The 15,168-nt window shown below is 61.1% G+C and carries 12 protein-coding genes and 1 pseudogene; 4 read left to right on the forward strand and 9 right to left on the reverse strand.

The features are described 5' to 3' along the window. Positions 1 to 112: 112 nt before the first annotated feature. The 4 genes from B7G66_RS07095 to alaS form a co-directional block, all read right to left on the reverse strand. A complete protein-coding gene (locus B7G66_RS07095; RefSeq protein WP_003618028.1) occupies positions 113 to 1,078 on the reverse strand; it encodes an aldo/keto reductase in 966 nt (321 codons plus the stop codon). A gap of 139 nt (positions 1,079 to 1,217) precedes the next feature. Beyond that, entirely contained in the window at positions 1,218 to 2,099 is an 882-nt protein-coding gene (locus tag B7G66_RS07100; RefSeq protein ID WP_003618029.1) for an endonuclease/exonuclease/phosphatase family protein, read from the reverse strand. 54 nt (positions 2,100 to 2,153) lie between these two features. Then, positions 2,154 to 2,846: a carbonic anhydrase gene (locus tag B7G66_RS07105; RefSeq protein ID WP_003618032.1), complete on the reverse strand. Its 693-nt coding sequence runs from the start codon at positions 2,844 to 2,846 to the stop codon at positions 2,154 to 2,156. A 322-nt stretch (positions 2,847 to 3,168) separates the two neighbouring features. After that, entirely contained in the window at positions 3,169 to 5,820 is a 2,652-nt protein-coding gene (gene alaS / locus B7G66_RS07110) for an alanine--tRNA ligase (protein ID WP_048858962.1), read from the reverse strand. A gap of 169 nt (positions 5,821 to 5,989) precedes the next feature. Here alaS and tenA point away from each other — a divergent pair, with 169 nt between their 5' ends. After that, positions 5,990 to 6,694, forward strand: coding sequence for a thiaminase II (gene tenA / locus B7G66_RS07115; RefSeq protein WP_048858965.1), 705 nt, complete (start codon positions 5,990 to 5,992; stop codon positions 6,692 to 6,694). Positions 6,695 to 6,813: 119 nt separating this feature from the next. On the opposite strand, the pseudogene B7G66_RS07120 reads toward tenA, so the two are convergent. After that, positions 6,814 to 7,563 (reverse strand): annotated as a pseudogene (locus B7G66_RS07120) (IS5 family transposase). Positions 7,564 to 7,716: 153 nt separating this feature from the next. After that, the gene (locus tag B7G66_RS07125; RefSeq protein WP_003618035.1) at positions 7,717 to 8,640 is read right to left on the reverse strand and encodes an SMP-30/gluconolactonase/LRE family protein; all 924 of its coding nucleotides are present in this window, start codon (positions 8,638 to 8,640) and stop codon (positions 7,717 to 7,719) included. 183 nt (positions 8,641 to 8,823) lie between these two features. On the opposite strand from B7G66_RS07125, the gene B7G66_RS07130 reads away from it, so the two are divergent. Continuing rightward, positions 8,824 to 9,585 (forward strand): competence/damage-inducible protein A, encoded by a 762-nt coding sequence (locus B7G66_RS07130; RefSeq protein WP_040511580.1) that lies wholly within the window; start codon positions 8,824 to 8,826, stop codon positions 9,583 to 9,585. 342 nt (positions 9,586 to 9,927) lie between these two features. On the opposite strand, the gene B7G66_RS07135 is transcribed toward B7G66_RS07130, so the two are convergent. The 3 genes from B7G66_RS07135 to B7G66_RS07145 form a co-directional block, all read right to left on the reverse strand. Further along, positions 9,928 to 10,884, reverse strand: a complete 957-nt coding sequence (locus tag B7G66_RS07135; protein WP_040511582.1) for an acetyl-CoA carboxylase carboxyltransferase subunit alpha — start codon at positions 10,882 to 10,884, stop codon at positions 9,928 to 9,930. Positions 10,885 to 11,003: 119 nt separating this feature from the next. Continuing rightward, positions 11,004 to 11,918: a tyrosine recombinase gene (locus B7G66_RS07140; protein WP_003618038.1), complete on the reverse strand. Its 915-nt coding sequence runs from the start codon at positions 11,916 to 11,918 to the stop codon at positions 11,004 to 11,006. Next, the gene (locus B7G66_RS07145; protein ID WP_050772131.1) at positions 11,915 to 12,142 is read right to left on the reverse strand and encodes a hypothetical protein; all 228 of its coding nucleotides are present in this window, start codon (positions 12,140 to 12,142) and stop codon (positions 11,915 to 11,917) included. The genes B7G66_RS07140 and B7G66_RS07145 overlap by 4 nt, the downstream gene beginning before the upstream one ends. Before the next feature lie 133 nt (positions 12,143 to 12,275). Here B7G66_RS07145 and aroB point away from each other — a divergent pair, with 133 nt between their 5' ends. Both aroB and B7G66_RS07155 read left to right on the forward strand, forming a co-directional pair. Further along, positions 12,276 to 14,039, forward strand: coding sequence for a 3-dehydroquinate synthase (gene aroB / locus B7G66_RS07150; RefSeq protein ID WP_003618040.1), 1,764 nt, complete (start codon positions 12,276 to 12,278; stop codon positions 14,037 to 14,039). 305 nt (positions 14,040 to 14,344) lie between these two features. Next, a partial coding sequence (locus tag B7G66_RS07155; RefSeq protein ID WP_048858963.1) for an outer membrane protein occupies positions 14,345 to 15,168 on the forward strand: 824 nt, incomplete at its 3' end.

Here is a 15,168-nt window from a genome sequence, read left to right on the forward strand (position 1 = left end):
TGGAAAAAGCTTCACCAAAAACCTTTATAATTTCAGTGTGTTATTAAGTATGGCTTTTCAAGAAGTCCTTTGAATCAAAGACGGCGACCTTTCCCGCCATGTGAGGCAAGCTTCAGCCTGTCGGGGCGTGTGCGTCCAGCAGGGCCTGCAATGCCGCCATATCCGCTGGGGCAAGAGCCTGTGCATTTGCAACATTGGTGCTGACCTGCCGTGCGCTTGTGGCGCCGGCGATGACCGATCCCACGACATCATGTGACAGCAGCCAGCCAAAGGCGAGTGCGGGCAGGTCCAGTTCGCGCTCCGCGCCAAAGGTCTTCAGCCGTTCCAGCAGCGTCCAGTTCGCATCCGTCAGGTAACGTTCATGCAGATAGGTCCACGCCGCCAGACGACTGCCTGCGGGCGGCGGTGCGTTGCGTTTGTATTTTCCCGTCAGGACGCCACTGGCCAATGGGAAATAGGGCAGAAGCCCCAGCCCGAAATGCCGCATGGCTGGAATAAGGTCATGTTCGGCCCTGCGTGAGAGCAGCGAGAATTCGTCCTGACAACTGATGAATCCGCCCATTCCCGCCGCGCGGGCTGTATGCTGCGCATCGGCCACCTGCCATGCGGGCAGGTTGGAACAGCCCGCGTACAGGATTTTCCCCGCCCGTGTCAGGTCATCCAGCGCGCGCAGTGTTTCGTCGATCGGGGTGGTGGGATCGGGCATATGAAGCTGGTAAAGGTCGATATAATCCGTGCGCAGGCGACGCAGGCTGTCTTCCACCGCGCGGCGGATATACCGGCGCGACGCTCCTTGCAGATGCCCATCGGTATCCATGGGCATGCCGAATTTCGTCGCCAGTACGATGTCGCGGCGGCGTGGGCCAAGAATTGCGCCCAGCGCCTCCTCCGATGCGCCCGCATGGGCATCACGGCGGCCATAGACATCGGCCACGTCAAACAGCGTGATCCCGCATTCCAACGCCTGATGGACGACCGCGCGCGACGTGTCGAGGTCAATACGTCCGCCAAGGTTGTTGCATCCCAGCCCGATGGCAGAAACCTGCAGGCCCGAATGGCCCAGATGACGCATCTGCATGGTTTGTCCTTCCTTCGGGTGATGATTGATAAAGATGCCCGGATGCCACCAGTTACCTGAATGGGACGGTATTTTTTCAGGTCTTTGCAACTGCGGCAGCGGATATTTTATTTCCAAGTGGTTTTCCGGGTACGGGCCATTATGGCATGTCCAGCCCGATGGAAACCGGGCAATGATCCGACAGGCGTGATTGCAATGTCGGGTCATGTTCGCGATATGTCATGACGCGCAGGCTGTCGGGGTGCAGCCATTGCCGCGCCTGATCGCCAAGCACGATATGGTCGATGAAGTAGTTGCCACCCCAACATGGGCTTGCCAGTCCCACAGTTGGCGCCACCAGCGGACCATTTTCACCCAGCATGGCCAACATGGCGTCGCCGGGGCCAAGCATATGGTTGAAATCGCCCATGATGGCGAAAGGTTCACCTTCATCCTGGCGTTCCATGATCCAGTCCGTCAGGGCGGCGACCTGCCGATACAGGGTGCGGCAGGCGGGACGCCGGTCATCTGGCGCACCATCGCGGCATCCGGCCTTCAGATGGATTACCAGCACACGCAGGCTGGCGCGTCCATCGCCCACCGTGACGTCCAGCCCGCTGCGCAGATGGCGGGGCGCGTCGGGGGGATAGACGTCAATGGCGCGCACATCAGGATGGCGCGTCACGATCAGGCCGCCCCGCACGGCCAGCGCGGTTTTCTGTACCACCCCATCGCCAGAGATGAGGATGCGGTAATCAGGCGCGGGAAACAGACGTGCGGCGAGTTCGGGCGTATCCACTTCTTCCAGTGCTGCGATGTCAGGATGCAGGCGCGCGGCATAGCGGGCCAGCCGCACGATGTCCGCCATGTCACGTGGACGCACGTCATCGGGCAAGGCGCGGTCCCCCGCCGGACGGGTGGTCAGCCAGTCGAGGTTCCATGTGGACAGCCGCAAGGGCATGGCATGGGCCATCATTGGCATATGGCCCCCCGTGATCAGGACCATCAGTAAAAACACGAACGGGCGCGGCAGGCGGGACATGCCCGACCTTACCGCGCCCGTGACCGCAACGCAGGGGTTAATGGGAGAAAAGGATCAGGCCGATTGCGCCTGTGCCGCAGCCGTAGAGGCACGCAGCGTCTCGATCGCGTCATGCACGCTGACGAAATGGCGCGAGGTTTCGTCAAGGATCACGACTTCGCCGCTGGGAATGTCATAGAACCAGCCCTGCAACGTCAGTGTATTGCGCGCAAGGCCCGCCGCCACCGCCGGATGCGTACGCAGGTGCGAGATCTGCAAAAGCACATTCTGTTCCGCAAGGCTGCGCACGGAGGCCGGGCCAGCGTCGGAGACCTCCAGCACGGCGCGGGCGGCTTCGGCGTTACGCAGCCACGAGGCAACGGTCGGCATCTTCGCCAGCTTTGACGGGTCGGGGTCCAGCAGCGCCTTCATCGCGCCGCAATCCGAATGCCCGCAAACGATGATGTGCGAGACCTTGAGCGCGAGAACCGCATATTCGATGGCCGATGACACACCACCCAGCATCTCCCCATAGGCGGGGACGATGTTGCCGATATTGCGCAGGACGAACAGTTCGCCGGGCTTGGTCTGTGTAATCAGGCTTGGGTTCACGCGGCTGTCGGCGCAGGCGATGAACAGGGTGCCGGGTGCCTGCTGGTCTGCAAGGCTGGCGAACAGGTCGCGGTTCTTCGGAAAGACCTCGGTATTGAAACGTTCCACGCCATGCAGAAGGTCAATCAGGGTTTCACGGGCATTCGTATCGGTCATGTCGGCACTCCTGTCACGTTATGTCCGGAACGGTAACACTCAATCATGAACAGGGTCCTGATATGAAGTGTTATTCTTATTTCCTATACATTTTAATGCATGAAGTAAACAGATGTTCCCGGTGGAAGTGATTTAGAAATACTATGTAAATGTAATTAAAAAATGTTCATCTTTATAGAGGGTATCGTTAATAAATATGGCTATCAATGGTTATATTATACTGAAACAGGTGCCTGCGGATCGGGACGTTACAAAAAAGGCGGAGCCATTGGCCCCGCCCTTCATGGTAATAACGACGTAATAACGCCCTGGGGGCAGGATTTCAGCCCTGAAGCATCTGGGGCAGCGCCGCGCGGATCGCATCAAGTGCTGCCTGCGCCTTGCTGATGTCCGGGCCGCCGGCCTGCGCCATGTCCCGCCGGCCACCGCCGCCCTTGCCGCCCATTGCCGGGCTTGCGATCCGTACCAGCGCCACGGCATCCACCTGTTCCGCACGATCGGTGGTGACGGCGACAACAATGCTGCCTTTGCCATCGGCGGTGGAGACAAGCGCTACCACGCCAGAACCGATTTCCTTGCGCAGGGAATCCGCCAGCGGCTTGAGCTCCTTGGGCGGCAGGTCGCCTACGTTGCGTGCGACAAAGCTGGTTCCGGCCACGTCCTCGACCTTGGGCGTGCCGTCACCACCGGCGGCAAGCTTGCGTTGCAGGTCGGACAACTGGCGTTCCATGACCCTGCGTTCCTCCAGCAGCGCGGCAAGGCGTTCGGGGGCTTCCGCCGGGGTGACGCGCATCATCGCCGCCATCTGGAACAGGCGCTGTTCCGTGGTGACGGCCGCTGTTTCCGCCGCCTTGCCGGTCACGGCTTCGATACGGCGCACACCGGAGGAGACGCCATTTTCCGCCGTGATACGGAACAGGCCGATATCGCCCGTGCGCCGCACATGCGTGCCACCGCACAGTTCGATCGACCAGGCCGCGCGCCCGTCTTCTGGTCCGCCCATCGACACCACACGGACTTCGTCACCATATTTTTCACCAAACAGGGCCATCGCCCCCTGTTCGATCGCCTCATCGGGTGTCATGTGACGGGTCGTGACCTCGGTGTTCTCGCGGATGCGGGCGTTCACCTCGGCCTCGATATCCGCCAGTTCCTCTGGCGTGATCGGGCGCGGCTGGCTGACGTCAAAGCGCAGACGGTCCGGGGCGTTCAGGCTGCCTTTTTGCGTCACATGTGCGCCAAGGCGACGGCGCAGCGCCTCGTGCAGCAGGTGTGTGGCGGAATGGTGCGCGCGGATCGCGCTGCGCCGTTCGTGGTCCACACGGGCGGTGACGGCATCACCAGGATGGACTGTCCCGTCGATCACGGTGCCGGTATGCACCAGCAGATCGCCCAGTTTTTTCTGCGTATCGGTTATGGCGATTTTCAGGCCCTTGGCCGTGATCGTGCCGGTATCGCCCACCTGGCCGCCGCTTTCGCCATAAAATGGCGTCTGGTTCAGCAGGATTTCCACCTTTGTGCCCGGGCCGGCGGCATCGACGCTGGCGCCATCGACAATGACGGCCTGTATTTCGGCATCAGAGATTTCGGTCGTATAGCCAAGGAATTCAGAGGCGCCGAATTTATCACGGGCCTCGAACCAGATGGTTTCTGTGGCGCTGTCGCCTGATCCGCTCCATGCCGCGCGGGCGCGCTGGCGCTGGACTTCCATGGCCTCGTCAAAACCTGCGACATCCACCCCATGATGGCTGTTGCGCAGCGCATCCTGTGTCAGGTCGAGTGGGAAGCCGAACGTATCATACAGCTTGAACGCCACCGCGCCCGGCAGTGGCGCACCCGCGGCAAGATTGGCGGTTTCGTCCTCCAGCAGCGCAAGGCCGCGTTCGAGCATCGCCTTGAAACGCTCTTCTTCCCCGCGCATCGTCTCTTCGATCAGGGCACGTGCCTGCACCAGTTCGGGATAGGCGCCGCCCATCTGGCGTATCAGTGCGGGCACAAGTTTATAGAAGGTGGGTTCGGTCGTGCCCATCATATGCAGATGACGCATGGCGCGGCGCATGATGCGGCGCAGGACATAGCCGCGCCCGTCCTTGGACGGCAGGACACCATCAGCAATCAGGAAGGAAGTGGAACGCAGATGGTCGGCCACCACGCGGTGACTGGCATTGAAGGGCCCATCCGGGTCCTGTCCCGTAACCTCGGCAGAGGCAAGGATCAGCGCGCGGAAGGTGTCGATGTCATAATTGTCGCGCTTGCCCTGCAGGATCGCGGCAAAGCGTTCCAGGCCCAGCCCGGTATCGATCGACGGGCGGGGCAGGGGGGAGCGCACGCCGGGCGGGTTTTCGAAATACTGCATGAACACGAGGTTCCATATTTCGGTAAACCGGTCCCCGTCCTCATCGGGTGATCCCGGTGGTCCACCGGCCACTTCCGGCCCATGGTCATAAAAGATTTCCGAACATGGTCCGCATGGCCCCGTATCGCCCATGCGCCAGAAATTGTCGGTGGTCGGGATGCGGATGATGCGGCTGTCGGGCAGGCCCGCGATCTTGCGCCACAGGGCGGCGGCTTCCTCGTCTTCGGAATAGACGGTGGTCAGCAGCCGGTCCTTTGACAGGCCGAACGTGCCTGTCACCAGTTTCCATGCCAGTTCGATGGCTTCGGCCTTGAAATAATCGCCGAAGGAGAAATTGCCCATCATCTCGAAGAAAGTATGATGCCGTGCGGTATAGCCGACATTGTCGAGGTCGTTATGCTTTCCGCCCGCGCGCACGACCTTCTGCGCCGTGGTGGCGCGGCAGTAGGGGCGGGTTTCCTGGCCGGTAAAGACATTCTTGAACTGGACCATGCCTGCATTGGTGAACAGCAACGTCGGGTCGTTGTTGGGAACCAGTGACGAGGATGGAACGATCTGGTGTCCGTTCGCGGCGAAATAGTCCAAAAAGGTGGCGCGAATGTCATTTGTTGTTGGCATGGCGGAAAACAGACGATCCTGTGGTGAAAGAAATTGCGGTCTTGGTTCCCTTCACCTAGCGCACGCGTAACGCCACAGGAAGGGTATACATGACCCGGCCCGCCACATGATGTCGTGTGCCGAAACCGGGCGCGTAATGTAGCCGCGTATGAAGACGAGGAAAATGGACATGACATGGGATGCGCAACGTGACTGGCCCCTGCTGGAATCTGGACTGGCGGGGCGGTTGCGCCGGGATTGCATGGAGGAATGGGAACGCTTCATCCACCATCCTTTTGTCAGGGGGCTGGCCGATGGGACATTGCCGGAAAATGCGTTCCGGAACTTCCTGATTCAGGATTACCTCTATCTGGTCCAGTATACCCGTGCCTGTGCGCTGTCGGTTCATAAATCGACAACGGTGGAGGACATGCGCGCTGCTGCTGCTCTGGTATCGGGCATCCTGGATACGGAACTGCCGCTGCATGTGAACTATTGCACGGGATGGGGCATTGACGAGGACATGTTGCGTCGCGCGCCGGAATCCCTCGAACTTCTGGCCTATAGCCGCTTTATCCTTGATCGTGCGCAGACGGGGGATCTGCTGGACCTGCTGGTGACACTGGCGCCATGCATGATCGGATATGGGGAAATTGGCGCGCGCCTGCATGCCGATCCTGCGACCCGGCGCGACGGCAATCCCTACTGGTCCTGGATCGCGTTATATGGCGGTCAGGAATTCACTGACCTGGTGGAGGGGGGAATCCATCGTCTGAATAGGGTGGGCGCGCAATATGGCGCCGATGCCCGTTATCCCATGCTCCGGGCGGAGTTCAACACGGCAGTTCGCCTGGAGGCCGCCTTTTGGGAGGCTGGACAAGGTACCGGTGTATAATAATGCATTGATAAATAATGGAAAAACTTGGAATCATTGTCTTGTTTCTTAAAGTCGCTCTTTTCCAAGGCTTCCCTGCAAAAACGTCATCAAAACTTTTATTATTTTACGACGTGTCGTCAGTTAAGCAGGATGATGATTGAGGCGAACTGCACGGCTGCGAGGAAGGTCGATTTCAGTTTATCGTAGCGGGTTGCGATAGCGCGAAACTGCTTGAGTTTATTGAAGAACCTCTCAACAAGGTTCCGTTCGCGGTAGAGAGAAAAATCGGTTTTCCGTCGTGTCGTTCTGTTGCGTTTTGGCGGGATGACCGGGGTAATCCCGCGCTGTATCAGCCGATCGATCAACCTGTCCGCGTCATACGCCAGCAAGGAAAGCATCAGGGTCGATGTTTTCCAGAAGTGGTTCTGCCTGGGTGATATCGGCATCCTGTCCCGGTGTGATACCGAGCTCCACCGGATTGCCCAGAGCGTCGCAGATGGCGTGGATCTTTGTGGTCAGTCCGCCCCGGGATCGTCCAATGGCCTGATCCGTGCCCCTTTTTTGAGAGCTCTGGCGCTGTGCTGATGCGCCCGGACAATCGTGCTGTCGATCATCATGTATTCATTGTCGTGATCGGCCGCCAGATAACGAAATATCCGTTCGATGACGCCGCTTTCACACCAGCGGCGCAGACGCCGGTGCACGTTTTTCCAGTCACCGAAACGGGCAGGAAGGTCGCGCCATGGAATACCCGCGCGATAGCGATACAGCACCGCCTCCACGAACAGACGGTTGTCCACCGCAGTGCCGCCGACATAGCCTTCTCGACTGGGGAGAAGATCCTTTATCCGCTCCCACTGGTCATCGCATAAACTATAGCGCCGCATCTGTCTGTCTCCTCCAAAAAACGGAAAAACAGTCAGCACACGCAGACATTAAGTACAACCCTCACGTGCCACACTCAGGGACTAACTGACGACACGCCGTAAGAACAAAGAACTCTCCAAGGGACCGCATCAGGAAGCCGTGGAAGGAATCCGTCAGGCGGGGGTATGCAGTTCCCTGCCAAGTTCGCGCAGGCCGCTGGCCGGAAAGGTAGCCTGCGGCTGCCCCGGCACATCGACGCGGAAGGTAAACAGCCCCCCCGTCTGCGGCTGTGTGGCCAGCACGTCGTCCGACAGCCCCTTGCGCGCCGTCGTAACGAACACCGTGCGGTAATCCGCCCCACCAAAAGCAATCTTGGTGACATTACGCGCGGGGACAATAACTGGCGGCAGGCCCTGTCCATCGGGCAGGAAACGCGCAATCCGGCCGCCCCCCCAAACCCCGACCCACAGGCATCCGGCGCTGTCCACGACCACGCCATCGGGATACCCATCCGTCAGGCGGGCAAAAACACGGCGATTCGACAACATGCCATCATCGGACAGGTCAAAGGCATAAATGGATTGCTGCTGCGAATCGTTATGATACAGCGTCCGCCCATCGGGGGAGAGCGCGGGACCATTCGTCACCACATACCCCTCGTCCTGCCGCACGATCCGCAGGCTGCCATCAGCCTGGCGCGTGACGGAATACAGGGCGCCAGATGGGGAAGTTTCCCCGTCATCCATGGTGCCAAACCACAGGCGGCCGCGCGGGTCCACATATCCGTCATTGATCCGGTTTCCCGGCTGTTCAGGCTCCACCACCGCCTGTGCGCTGAAATGTCCGGTCCGGGGATCGAACACATGCAGGCCGTCCTGTAACCCGCACATGAAGGTGCCATCCGCGACAGGCACAAGGAAACCCGGACGATGCGGCGCCTTCCACGAGGCCTGCGCCCCGGTGGCGGGGACATGGCGATGGATGGCCGACCCGACGATATCCACGAAATAGAGCGCCTGCTCAGCCTCTGCCCAGACCGGGCCTTCACCAAGCTGCGCCTTGAGATCCCATGCGCATTGCGGTGTCATCGTGTCCATGCTGCTTCCTTTGCGGATATATCGGATGGGTGGGACTCTATCGCAAAATGCCATGCTGCGTGCATCCCCCCATCTGGCCCATGCCCCCCTTTCACGCGGTCATGGTCAAGACTTTTGGCGCGATATCCTGTAGCCTGCGTATTGATTGATCCTTTCGACGCCAACCCGATGGATAACGACGCCATGAACCCGACCGCCTGCATCCTGGTTATCGGTAACGAGATCCTGTCCGGACGGACGCAGGACGTGAATGTGCAATATATTGCCCACCGCCTGACGCAACTGGGCATCAGCCTGCGGGAGGTACGGATCATTCCCGATATCCGCCCCGTGATTGTCAATGTCGTGACCGAAGCGCGCGCGGCCTATGACCATGTCTTTACCACGGGCGGGATCGGCCCGACGCATGATGACATCACCTCATCTTGCGTGGCCGACGCATTCGGCGTGCCATGGGCCCCCCACCCCGAAACGTTCGCCCTGCTGGAAAAACATTTCGCACCGGGTGATTTCAACGCCGCACGCCAGCGTATGGCCACCCTGCCGGAAGGGGCGACCCCCATTCGCAATCCCATCTCCATCGCACCGGGCTTCACCATGGGGAACGTGCATGTCATGGCGGGGGTGCCCCGCATCATGCGCGCCATGTTCGAGGAAATCGCCCCGACCCTGCGTCACGGCTCGCCGGTCACATCACGCAGTTGGCATGCATTCGGCCTGTATGAAGGGGCATTGGCGGCGAATCTGGAAAACATCCAGAATGCCCATCCCGATATTGATATCGGTTCCTACCCGTTCCACGACCATGACGGGCATGGCGGCGTGGCCTTGGTGTGCAAGGGACTGGACATGGACGAAGTCACGCAGGTCGCCCGCGATATCGAGGCCATGATCCGGGAAATGGGTTTCACACCGCTGGAAGGTGAACCCGCGCACAAGGCATGAAGCTCCCGGCTCCAATGCCTTCACGCCTTCACGCCTTGTGTAGAAACGGATTTCGGGGAGCTATAGCGCCCTGCACGTCGCCTTATTCCAAGGCGACGGATTTTGGGGCGTTTTAAGAGACTGTTTGAAAATTCAGGCTCAATAACATCCTGAAATCATAAAGGTTTTTGATAAATCTTTTCAGGAAAAGCTTCAGAAGACGCCGCCTTTTTGAAAAAAGGCGGCACCCAGAAACTTTTCTTATTTTCTCAATGATGTGTTTTCAAACAATCTCTGAAAAGCGCCACCAAAAACCTTTATGATTTCAGGTGGCGGCGAAGGGACACGCGCGCAGGCATGACCTCAGGCGACCTTGTCGCGCCCCATCGCAAGGAATTTTTCCCGCCGCTGCGCCTTGAGCAACGTGGCATCCTTTTTCATCAGCCCCGGCAGTTCCGCCGCAATGGCATCACCCACCGCACGGATCGTCGCCTTGGGGTCACGCTGCGCCCCGCCAAGTGGTTCGGGAATGATCCGGTCGATCAGCTCAAGATGCAGGAGATCCTGCGCCGTCAGCTTCAGCGCCCCGGCGGCCGTGCTGGCCTGTTTGGGGTCGCGCCACAGGATGGAGGCACAGGCCTCTGGCGAAATGACGGAATAGATCGCATGTTCCAGCATCATGACCCGATCCCCGGCGCCAAGTGCGATCGCCCCGCCGGAGCCCCCTTCGCCGATCACGGTCGCAATGACCGGAACCGGTGCGGACAGGCAGGTGTCGATCGACCGTGCGATGGCCTCCGCCTGTCCACGTGCCTCCGCATCAATGCCGGGCCATGCGCCGGATGTGTCGATAAAGGTCAGGACCGGCAGGCCAAACTGCCCCGCAAGCTTTATCAGGCGCTGCGCCTTGCGATAGCCCTCGGGCCGCGCCATGCCGAAATTATGCTGAAGGCGGGTCTCGATCTCGGCCCCGCGTTCCGTGCCGATCACGACGACAGGCTGTCCATTGAAACGGCCAAGCCCACCGATAATCGCCTTATCCTCGCCAAACTGGCGGTCACCCGCCAGCGGCGTGAATTCGCCGATCAACCCGGCGATGTAATCGACCGTATGGGGACGCTGCGCATGGCGGGCGACCTGCACCTTCTGCCATGGGGTCAGCTTGGCATAGGCCGCACGCAATTCGCGGTCGGCCTTTTCCGTCAGGCGCGCGATCTCATCGGCAATATTAATGCCGTCAGGACCGGACATCTTGCGAAGTTCGTCAATCTTGTTTTCAAGCTCGGCGACGGGCTTTTCGAAATCTAGAAACTGGCGCATGGCCTGCCGATAGCACAGGCCGGGGCGCAGCCAAACAGATTCTGCACCGATCATCGCGCGTTTTTCCTGCCCCGCGTATTTTTTACCGCTGGCGGCGCCGCCATGCGGGCCTCCCCACATCAGGCGGGGGCATGTTCCGACAACGGATGATGATGGCGCAGTGCCTCTTGCAGCCGTTCGGTCAGGACATGGGTATAAATCTGTGTGGTGGTAATGTCGGCATGGCCCAGCAACACCTGCAACGCCCGCAGGTCCGCCCCGTGCGAAAGCAGATGCGTCGCAAAGGAATGGCGCAGCACATGCGGCGACAGGCGCTGCGGGTCCAGCCCGGCCTTCAGCGCGACATCATGCAAGATGCGGTCGAATCCCTGCCGCGTCATGGCACGCAGCGGGTTGCGGCCGGGAAACAGGAACATACTGCGCAACGGGCGGTCCATGCGCATCAGCTCATCGGCCGCGTCGCGCGCGCGCGACGACAGGGGCACCATGCGTTCGCGCCCCCCTTTCCCTCGCACAAGCAGCATTCCCGTCGTGCGTTCCAACGCCGCACGCGGCAGGGACAGCAGTTCCGAAATACGCAACCCCGAGGCATACAGGATTTCAAGCGCGGTACGCGCGACCAGCATACGCCGAACCTCATGCGCGCCGGCATCGGCACGCGCGACACACGCCGCCAGCAGGGCGTCCACATCCCCTTCGGACAGGAACCGCGGCAGCGTGGCGCCCAGGCGCGGGGCCTCCAGCATACTGGCGGGATTGTCGGGGCGGCGCCCCTCACGCACAAGGAAGAGGTAATATTGCCGCAGGCATGACAGCCGCCGCGCCTGGGTCCGCGCCGAAAGCCCGGCCTGCGCCAGACCCGAAAGATATGCACCAAGCTGCCGCGCCGATGCCTGCGGTAACGACGCGCCCTCCACCGCCAGTGCGGTGCCGAGGTCGTCAAGATCGCGGCGATAGGCCTTCAGGGTATTAAGCGCGGCCCCACGTTCGGCGGCCAGCATTTCCAGGAACGCATCGACGCCATCCGCACTCATTGCGCGGGCATGGGCGCGGGCGTGGGCTTGACCAGCGGCATGACTGGCAGAGGTGCGGGCGGGGCCATCGCCATGGGCGGCGGCGCGGCAGGGGCCGCTGCCATCGACAGGTCGCGATGCACGTCCTGCTGTACCAGCGCGGGCGGGAACATACCCAGCGATACGAACCCGCCGACCATGCAGAGCAGCACGACCGCGAACACAGCGACAATAATACGGCCCATGACAGTTTCCCCCATGCAAAGGATGCGCAAGATACCAAGGTGACGCCCCGAAAAGCCATCCATGACCACGCATTGGCGGCGTGCGGTCTTCCCCGCTATCCGTTTTTTCCCGCTCTATGTTAGGTTGGGCGTTATGTCACGCCCGATTTCATCCGATACGCCCCCGACGGCGCACCCCGCGTCCACGCACAACGACGCCACGCCCCTGTTCATCCCCCTCGACCTTGATGCGCTTGGCCATGGCCGACATGCCATCCCCACCATGCCACAGGGACGCAGCATCGTGCTCGTAGGGCTCATGGGGGCGGGAAAGACCACCATCGGGCGCCTGCTCGCAGCGCGGCTGAACCTGGAATTCGTGGATTCGGACGAAGAAATCGAACGCGCGGCAGGCTGTTCCATCGCCGATCTGTTCCAGAAATATGGCGAGGCGGAATTCCGCCGGGGCGAACATATGGTCCTGCGCCGCCTGCTGTCGGGACCGCCGGTCGTGCTGGCGACGGGCGGTGGCGCCTTCATGGACCCGCGCACCCGCGCGTACATGCGTGAAAATGCAACGTCGGTCTGGCTGCGCTGCCCGTTGCCGGTCCTGCTGCAACGTGTGCAGGACCGCACCCATCGCCCGTTATTGAACGTCGACTCGCCCGCGACGGTCCTGTCGGACCTTATGCGCAAGCGCCATCCCGTTTATGCCGAAGCAGACATTATCGTCGATTGTGGAGATGACAACGTGGAGCACAGTGCCGACCGGGTCCTGGGGGCCATCAACACCGCACGCCGCCCCCTGCTGGTGCCGGTAAAGCTGGAACGTGCCAGTTATGACGTGCTGATCGGGACGGACCTGATCCGTCGCGCGGGTGCGCACCTGTCCGCGCTGCTGCCGCAGAAGCGGGTCATGATCGTCACCGACGCGAATGTTGCGGCCCTTCACCTTCCCGCCCTGCACGCGGGGCTTGAGGAAACCGGCATCCAGCACGAGACCATTACCGTGCCGCCGGGCGAAGGGTCAAAGACCCTGTCCGAATACGGGCGCGTCACCAATGCCCTGCTGGAGGCCGGGGTCGAACGCGGCACCACCGTCATCGCCCTGGGGGGTGGGGTCGTGGGGGACCTGACGGGATTCGCCGCCGCGACCACCCTGCGTGGCCTGCCATTCGTGCAGATCCCGACCACCTTGCTATCGCAGGTCGATTCGTCCGTGGGGGGCAAGACCGGGATCAACACGCCCTTTGGCAAAAACCTGCTTGGTGCGTTTCACCAGCCCCTTTCCGTCCTGGTGGATACGACGGCGCTGACCACGTTGCCCGCGCGCGAAATCCGCGCCGGATATGCCGAAATCCTGAAATCGGGCCTGCTGGGCGATGCCGACCTGTTCGAATGGTGCGACCGGCACGCTCAGGCAGTACTGGAGGGCGACCCGGCCATGCAGGCAGAAGCCATCCGCCGGGCCTGCGCCTTCAAGGCCACCGTCGTCGCCGATGATGAACGTGAGGAACGCAAGACCAACGGGCGCGCGCTGCTTAACCTTGGGCATACGTTTGGCCATGCGCTGGAGGCGGAGCTTGGTTATGACGGACGGCTGTTGCATGGGGAGGGGGTCTCGATCGGGCTGCGTCTTGCATTCATGCTGTCTGTGCGGCTGGGATATTGCGCGCAGGCCGACCTTGAACGCGTAAGCGCACATCTGGACCGCCTGGGCATGCCCGCACGCATCAGTGATACGGGGGAGGCATTTTCCGCCGCCACCCTGATCCGCCATATGCAGCGTGACAAGAAAATGCGCGACGGGCGGCTGTCCTTCGTTCTTGTCCGCGGCATTGGCAAGGCATTCACCTGCCGCGATGTGCCCGATGACGCGGTGGCCGACGTACTGCGCGCGGATGGCTGCCGCCCCTGATCGTAATCACTATCCCATGTCCCGTCCCGGCGGGCGGGGCGTGATGTTTATGCAACAACTGGCCGGATGATGGGGCCCACACGCCATCATCCGGTGCGTATTTACCTTATCTCAACCTGTCTCCCTCAAAACGAAGCCGCCAAGGGTCGTAACGGGAGATCTGGAAAGAAATATTCCCGCACTATTCCCCCTGGCGTCGCAAGAGAAAAGCATAAGCTTTATTCGCTCAACATTGTATCGCCCTTGGTGGAACTGCCCCCTGTATCCACAAGCACAGGCGTACGATCAGGTTTAAGGACGGGAATATGCGTCTGCGTACGGCGTTACTGGCAACGACCCTGATGGCCGCCGCCCCGGCGGCGTCAATGGCCACGACAATCACCGGCCCCTATGTCGGGATCGGGGGGGGCTATGACCTCACCCAGGTCCAGCACGGCCACGGGGTTGACCGCGACGGTGGTTCCAACCATCAGGAAAACGAGGTCGGGACACGCGACCGCCTGCGCCATGGCAATGGCTGGACCGGCTTTGGCGGGGTGGGCTGGGGCTTTGGCAACGGGCTGCGCGTGGAAATCGAGGGGGATTACAACTGGTCGCAGATCAACCGTGAAACGATCGGCGGCGGGGCGAATACCTTTGTCGGCCGCACCCACGGTTCCGACCGGTCCTATGGCGGGTTCCTTAATGTCCTGTATGACATCGACCTGAAGCGCCTGTTCAACATCGACGTTCCCGTCACGCCATTCGTCGGTGTCGGTGCGGGCTATCTGTGGCAGGATGTCAGCACCTCGACCGGCTACAACATCAGTGGCGTCAGCGCGAACGTCCGCCACATGGGCGGCAACCAGGGCTTTGCCTATCAGGGTATCGTCGGCGCGGCCTATGATATCCCCGGTGTCCCGGGCCTGCAGATGACCACCGAATATCGCATGATCGGTCAGCCGCAGTCCTTTACCATGGGCAACGCAGGCAGCCAGACCAGCATCGGCAGCCCGTGGAACGCGGAACGCAATGGCTATGTCCATTTCGATCACCGCTTCAACCACCAGTTCATCGTTGGCGTGCGCTATGCATTCAACCATGCCCCGCCGCCGCCGCCGCCGGCCCCCACCGTGGCCCCGCCCGCACC

It is taken from the genome of Novacetimonas hansenii JCM 7643 (assembly GCF_000964405.1).
GTDB lineage: Bacteria > Pseudomonadota > Alphaproteobacteria > Acetobacterales > Acetobacteraceae > Novacetimonas > Novacetimonas hansenii.

What these genes read in the sequence shown, in the direction of transcription:
- B7G66_RS07105 (WP_003618032.1), bottom strand. Translation starts at nt 2,846, where the DNA reads ATGACCGATACGAATGCCCGTGAAACCCTGATTGACCTTCTGCATGGC.
- B7G66_RS07095 (WP_003618028.1), bottom strand. Translation starts at nt 1,078, where the DNA reads ATGCAGATGCGTCATCTGGGCCATTCGGGCCTGCAGGTTTCTGCCATC.
- B7G66_RS07130 (WP_040511580.1), top strand. Translation starts at nt 8,824, where the DNA reads ATGAACCCGACCGCCTGCATCCTGGTTATCGGTAACGAGATCCTGTCC.
- aroB (WP_003618040.1), top strand. Translation starts at nt 12,276, where the DNA reads ATGTCACGCCCGATTTCATCCGATACGCCCCCGACGGCGCACCCCGCG.
- B7G66_RS07100 (WP_003618029.1), bottom strand. Translation starts at nt 2,099, where the DNA reads ATGTCCCGCCTGCCGCGCCCGTTCGTGTTTTTACTGATGGTCCTGATC.
- B7G66_RS07140 (WP_003618038.1), bottom strand. Translation starts at nt 11,918, where the DNA reads ATGAGTGCGGATGGCGTCGATGCGTTCCTGGAAATGCTGGCCGCCGAA.
- B7G66_RS07135 (WP_040511582.1), bottom strand. Translation starts at nt 10,884, where the DNA reads ATGCGCCAGTTTCTAGATTTCGAAAAGCCCGTCGCCGAGCTTGAAAAC.
- alaS (WP_048858962.1), bottom strand. Translation starts at nt 5,820, where the DNA reads ATGCCAACAACAAATGACATTCGCGCCACCTTTTTGGACTATTTCGCC.
- B7G66_RS07145 (WP_050772131.1), bottom strand. Translation starts at nt 12,142, where the DNA reads ATGGGCCGTATTATTGTCGCTGTGTTCGCGGTCGTGCTGCTCTGCATG.
- B7G66_RS07125 (WP_003618035.1), bottom strand. Translation starts at nt 8,640, where the DNA reads ATGGACACGATGACACCGCAATGCGCATGGGATCTCAAGGCGCAGCTT.
- tenA (WP_048858965.1), top strand. Translation starts at nt 5,990, where the DNA reads ATGACATGGGATGCGCAACGTGACTGGCCCCTGCTGGAATCTGGACTG.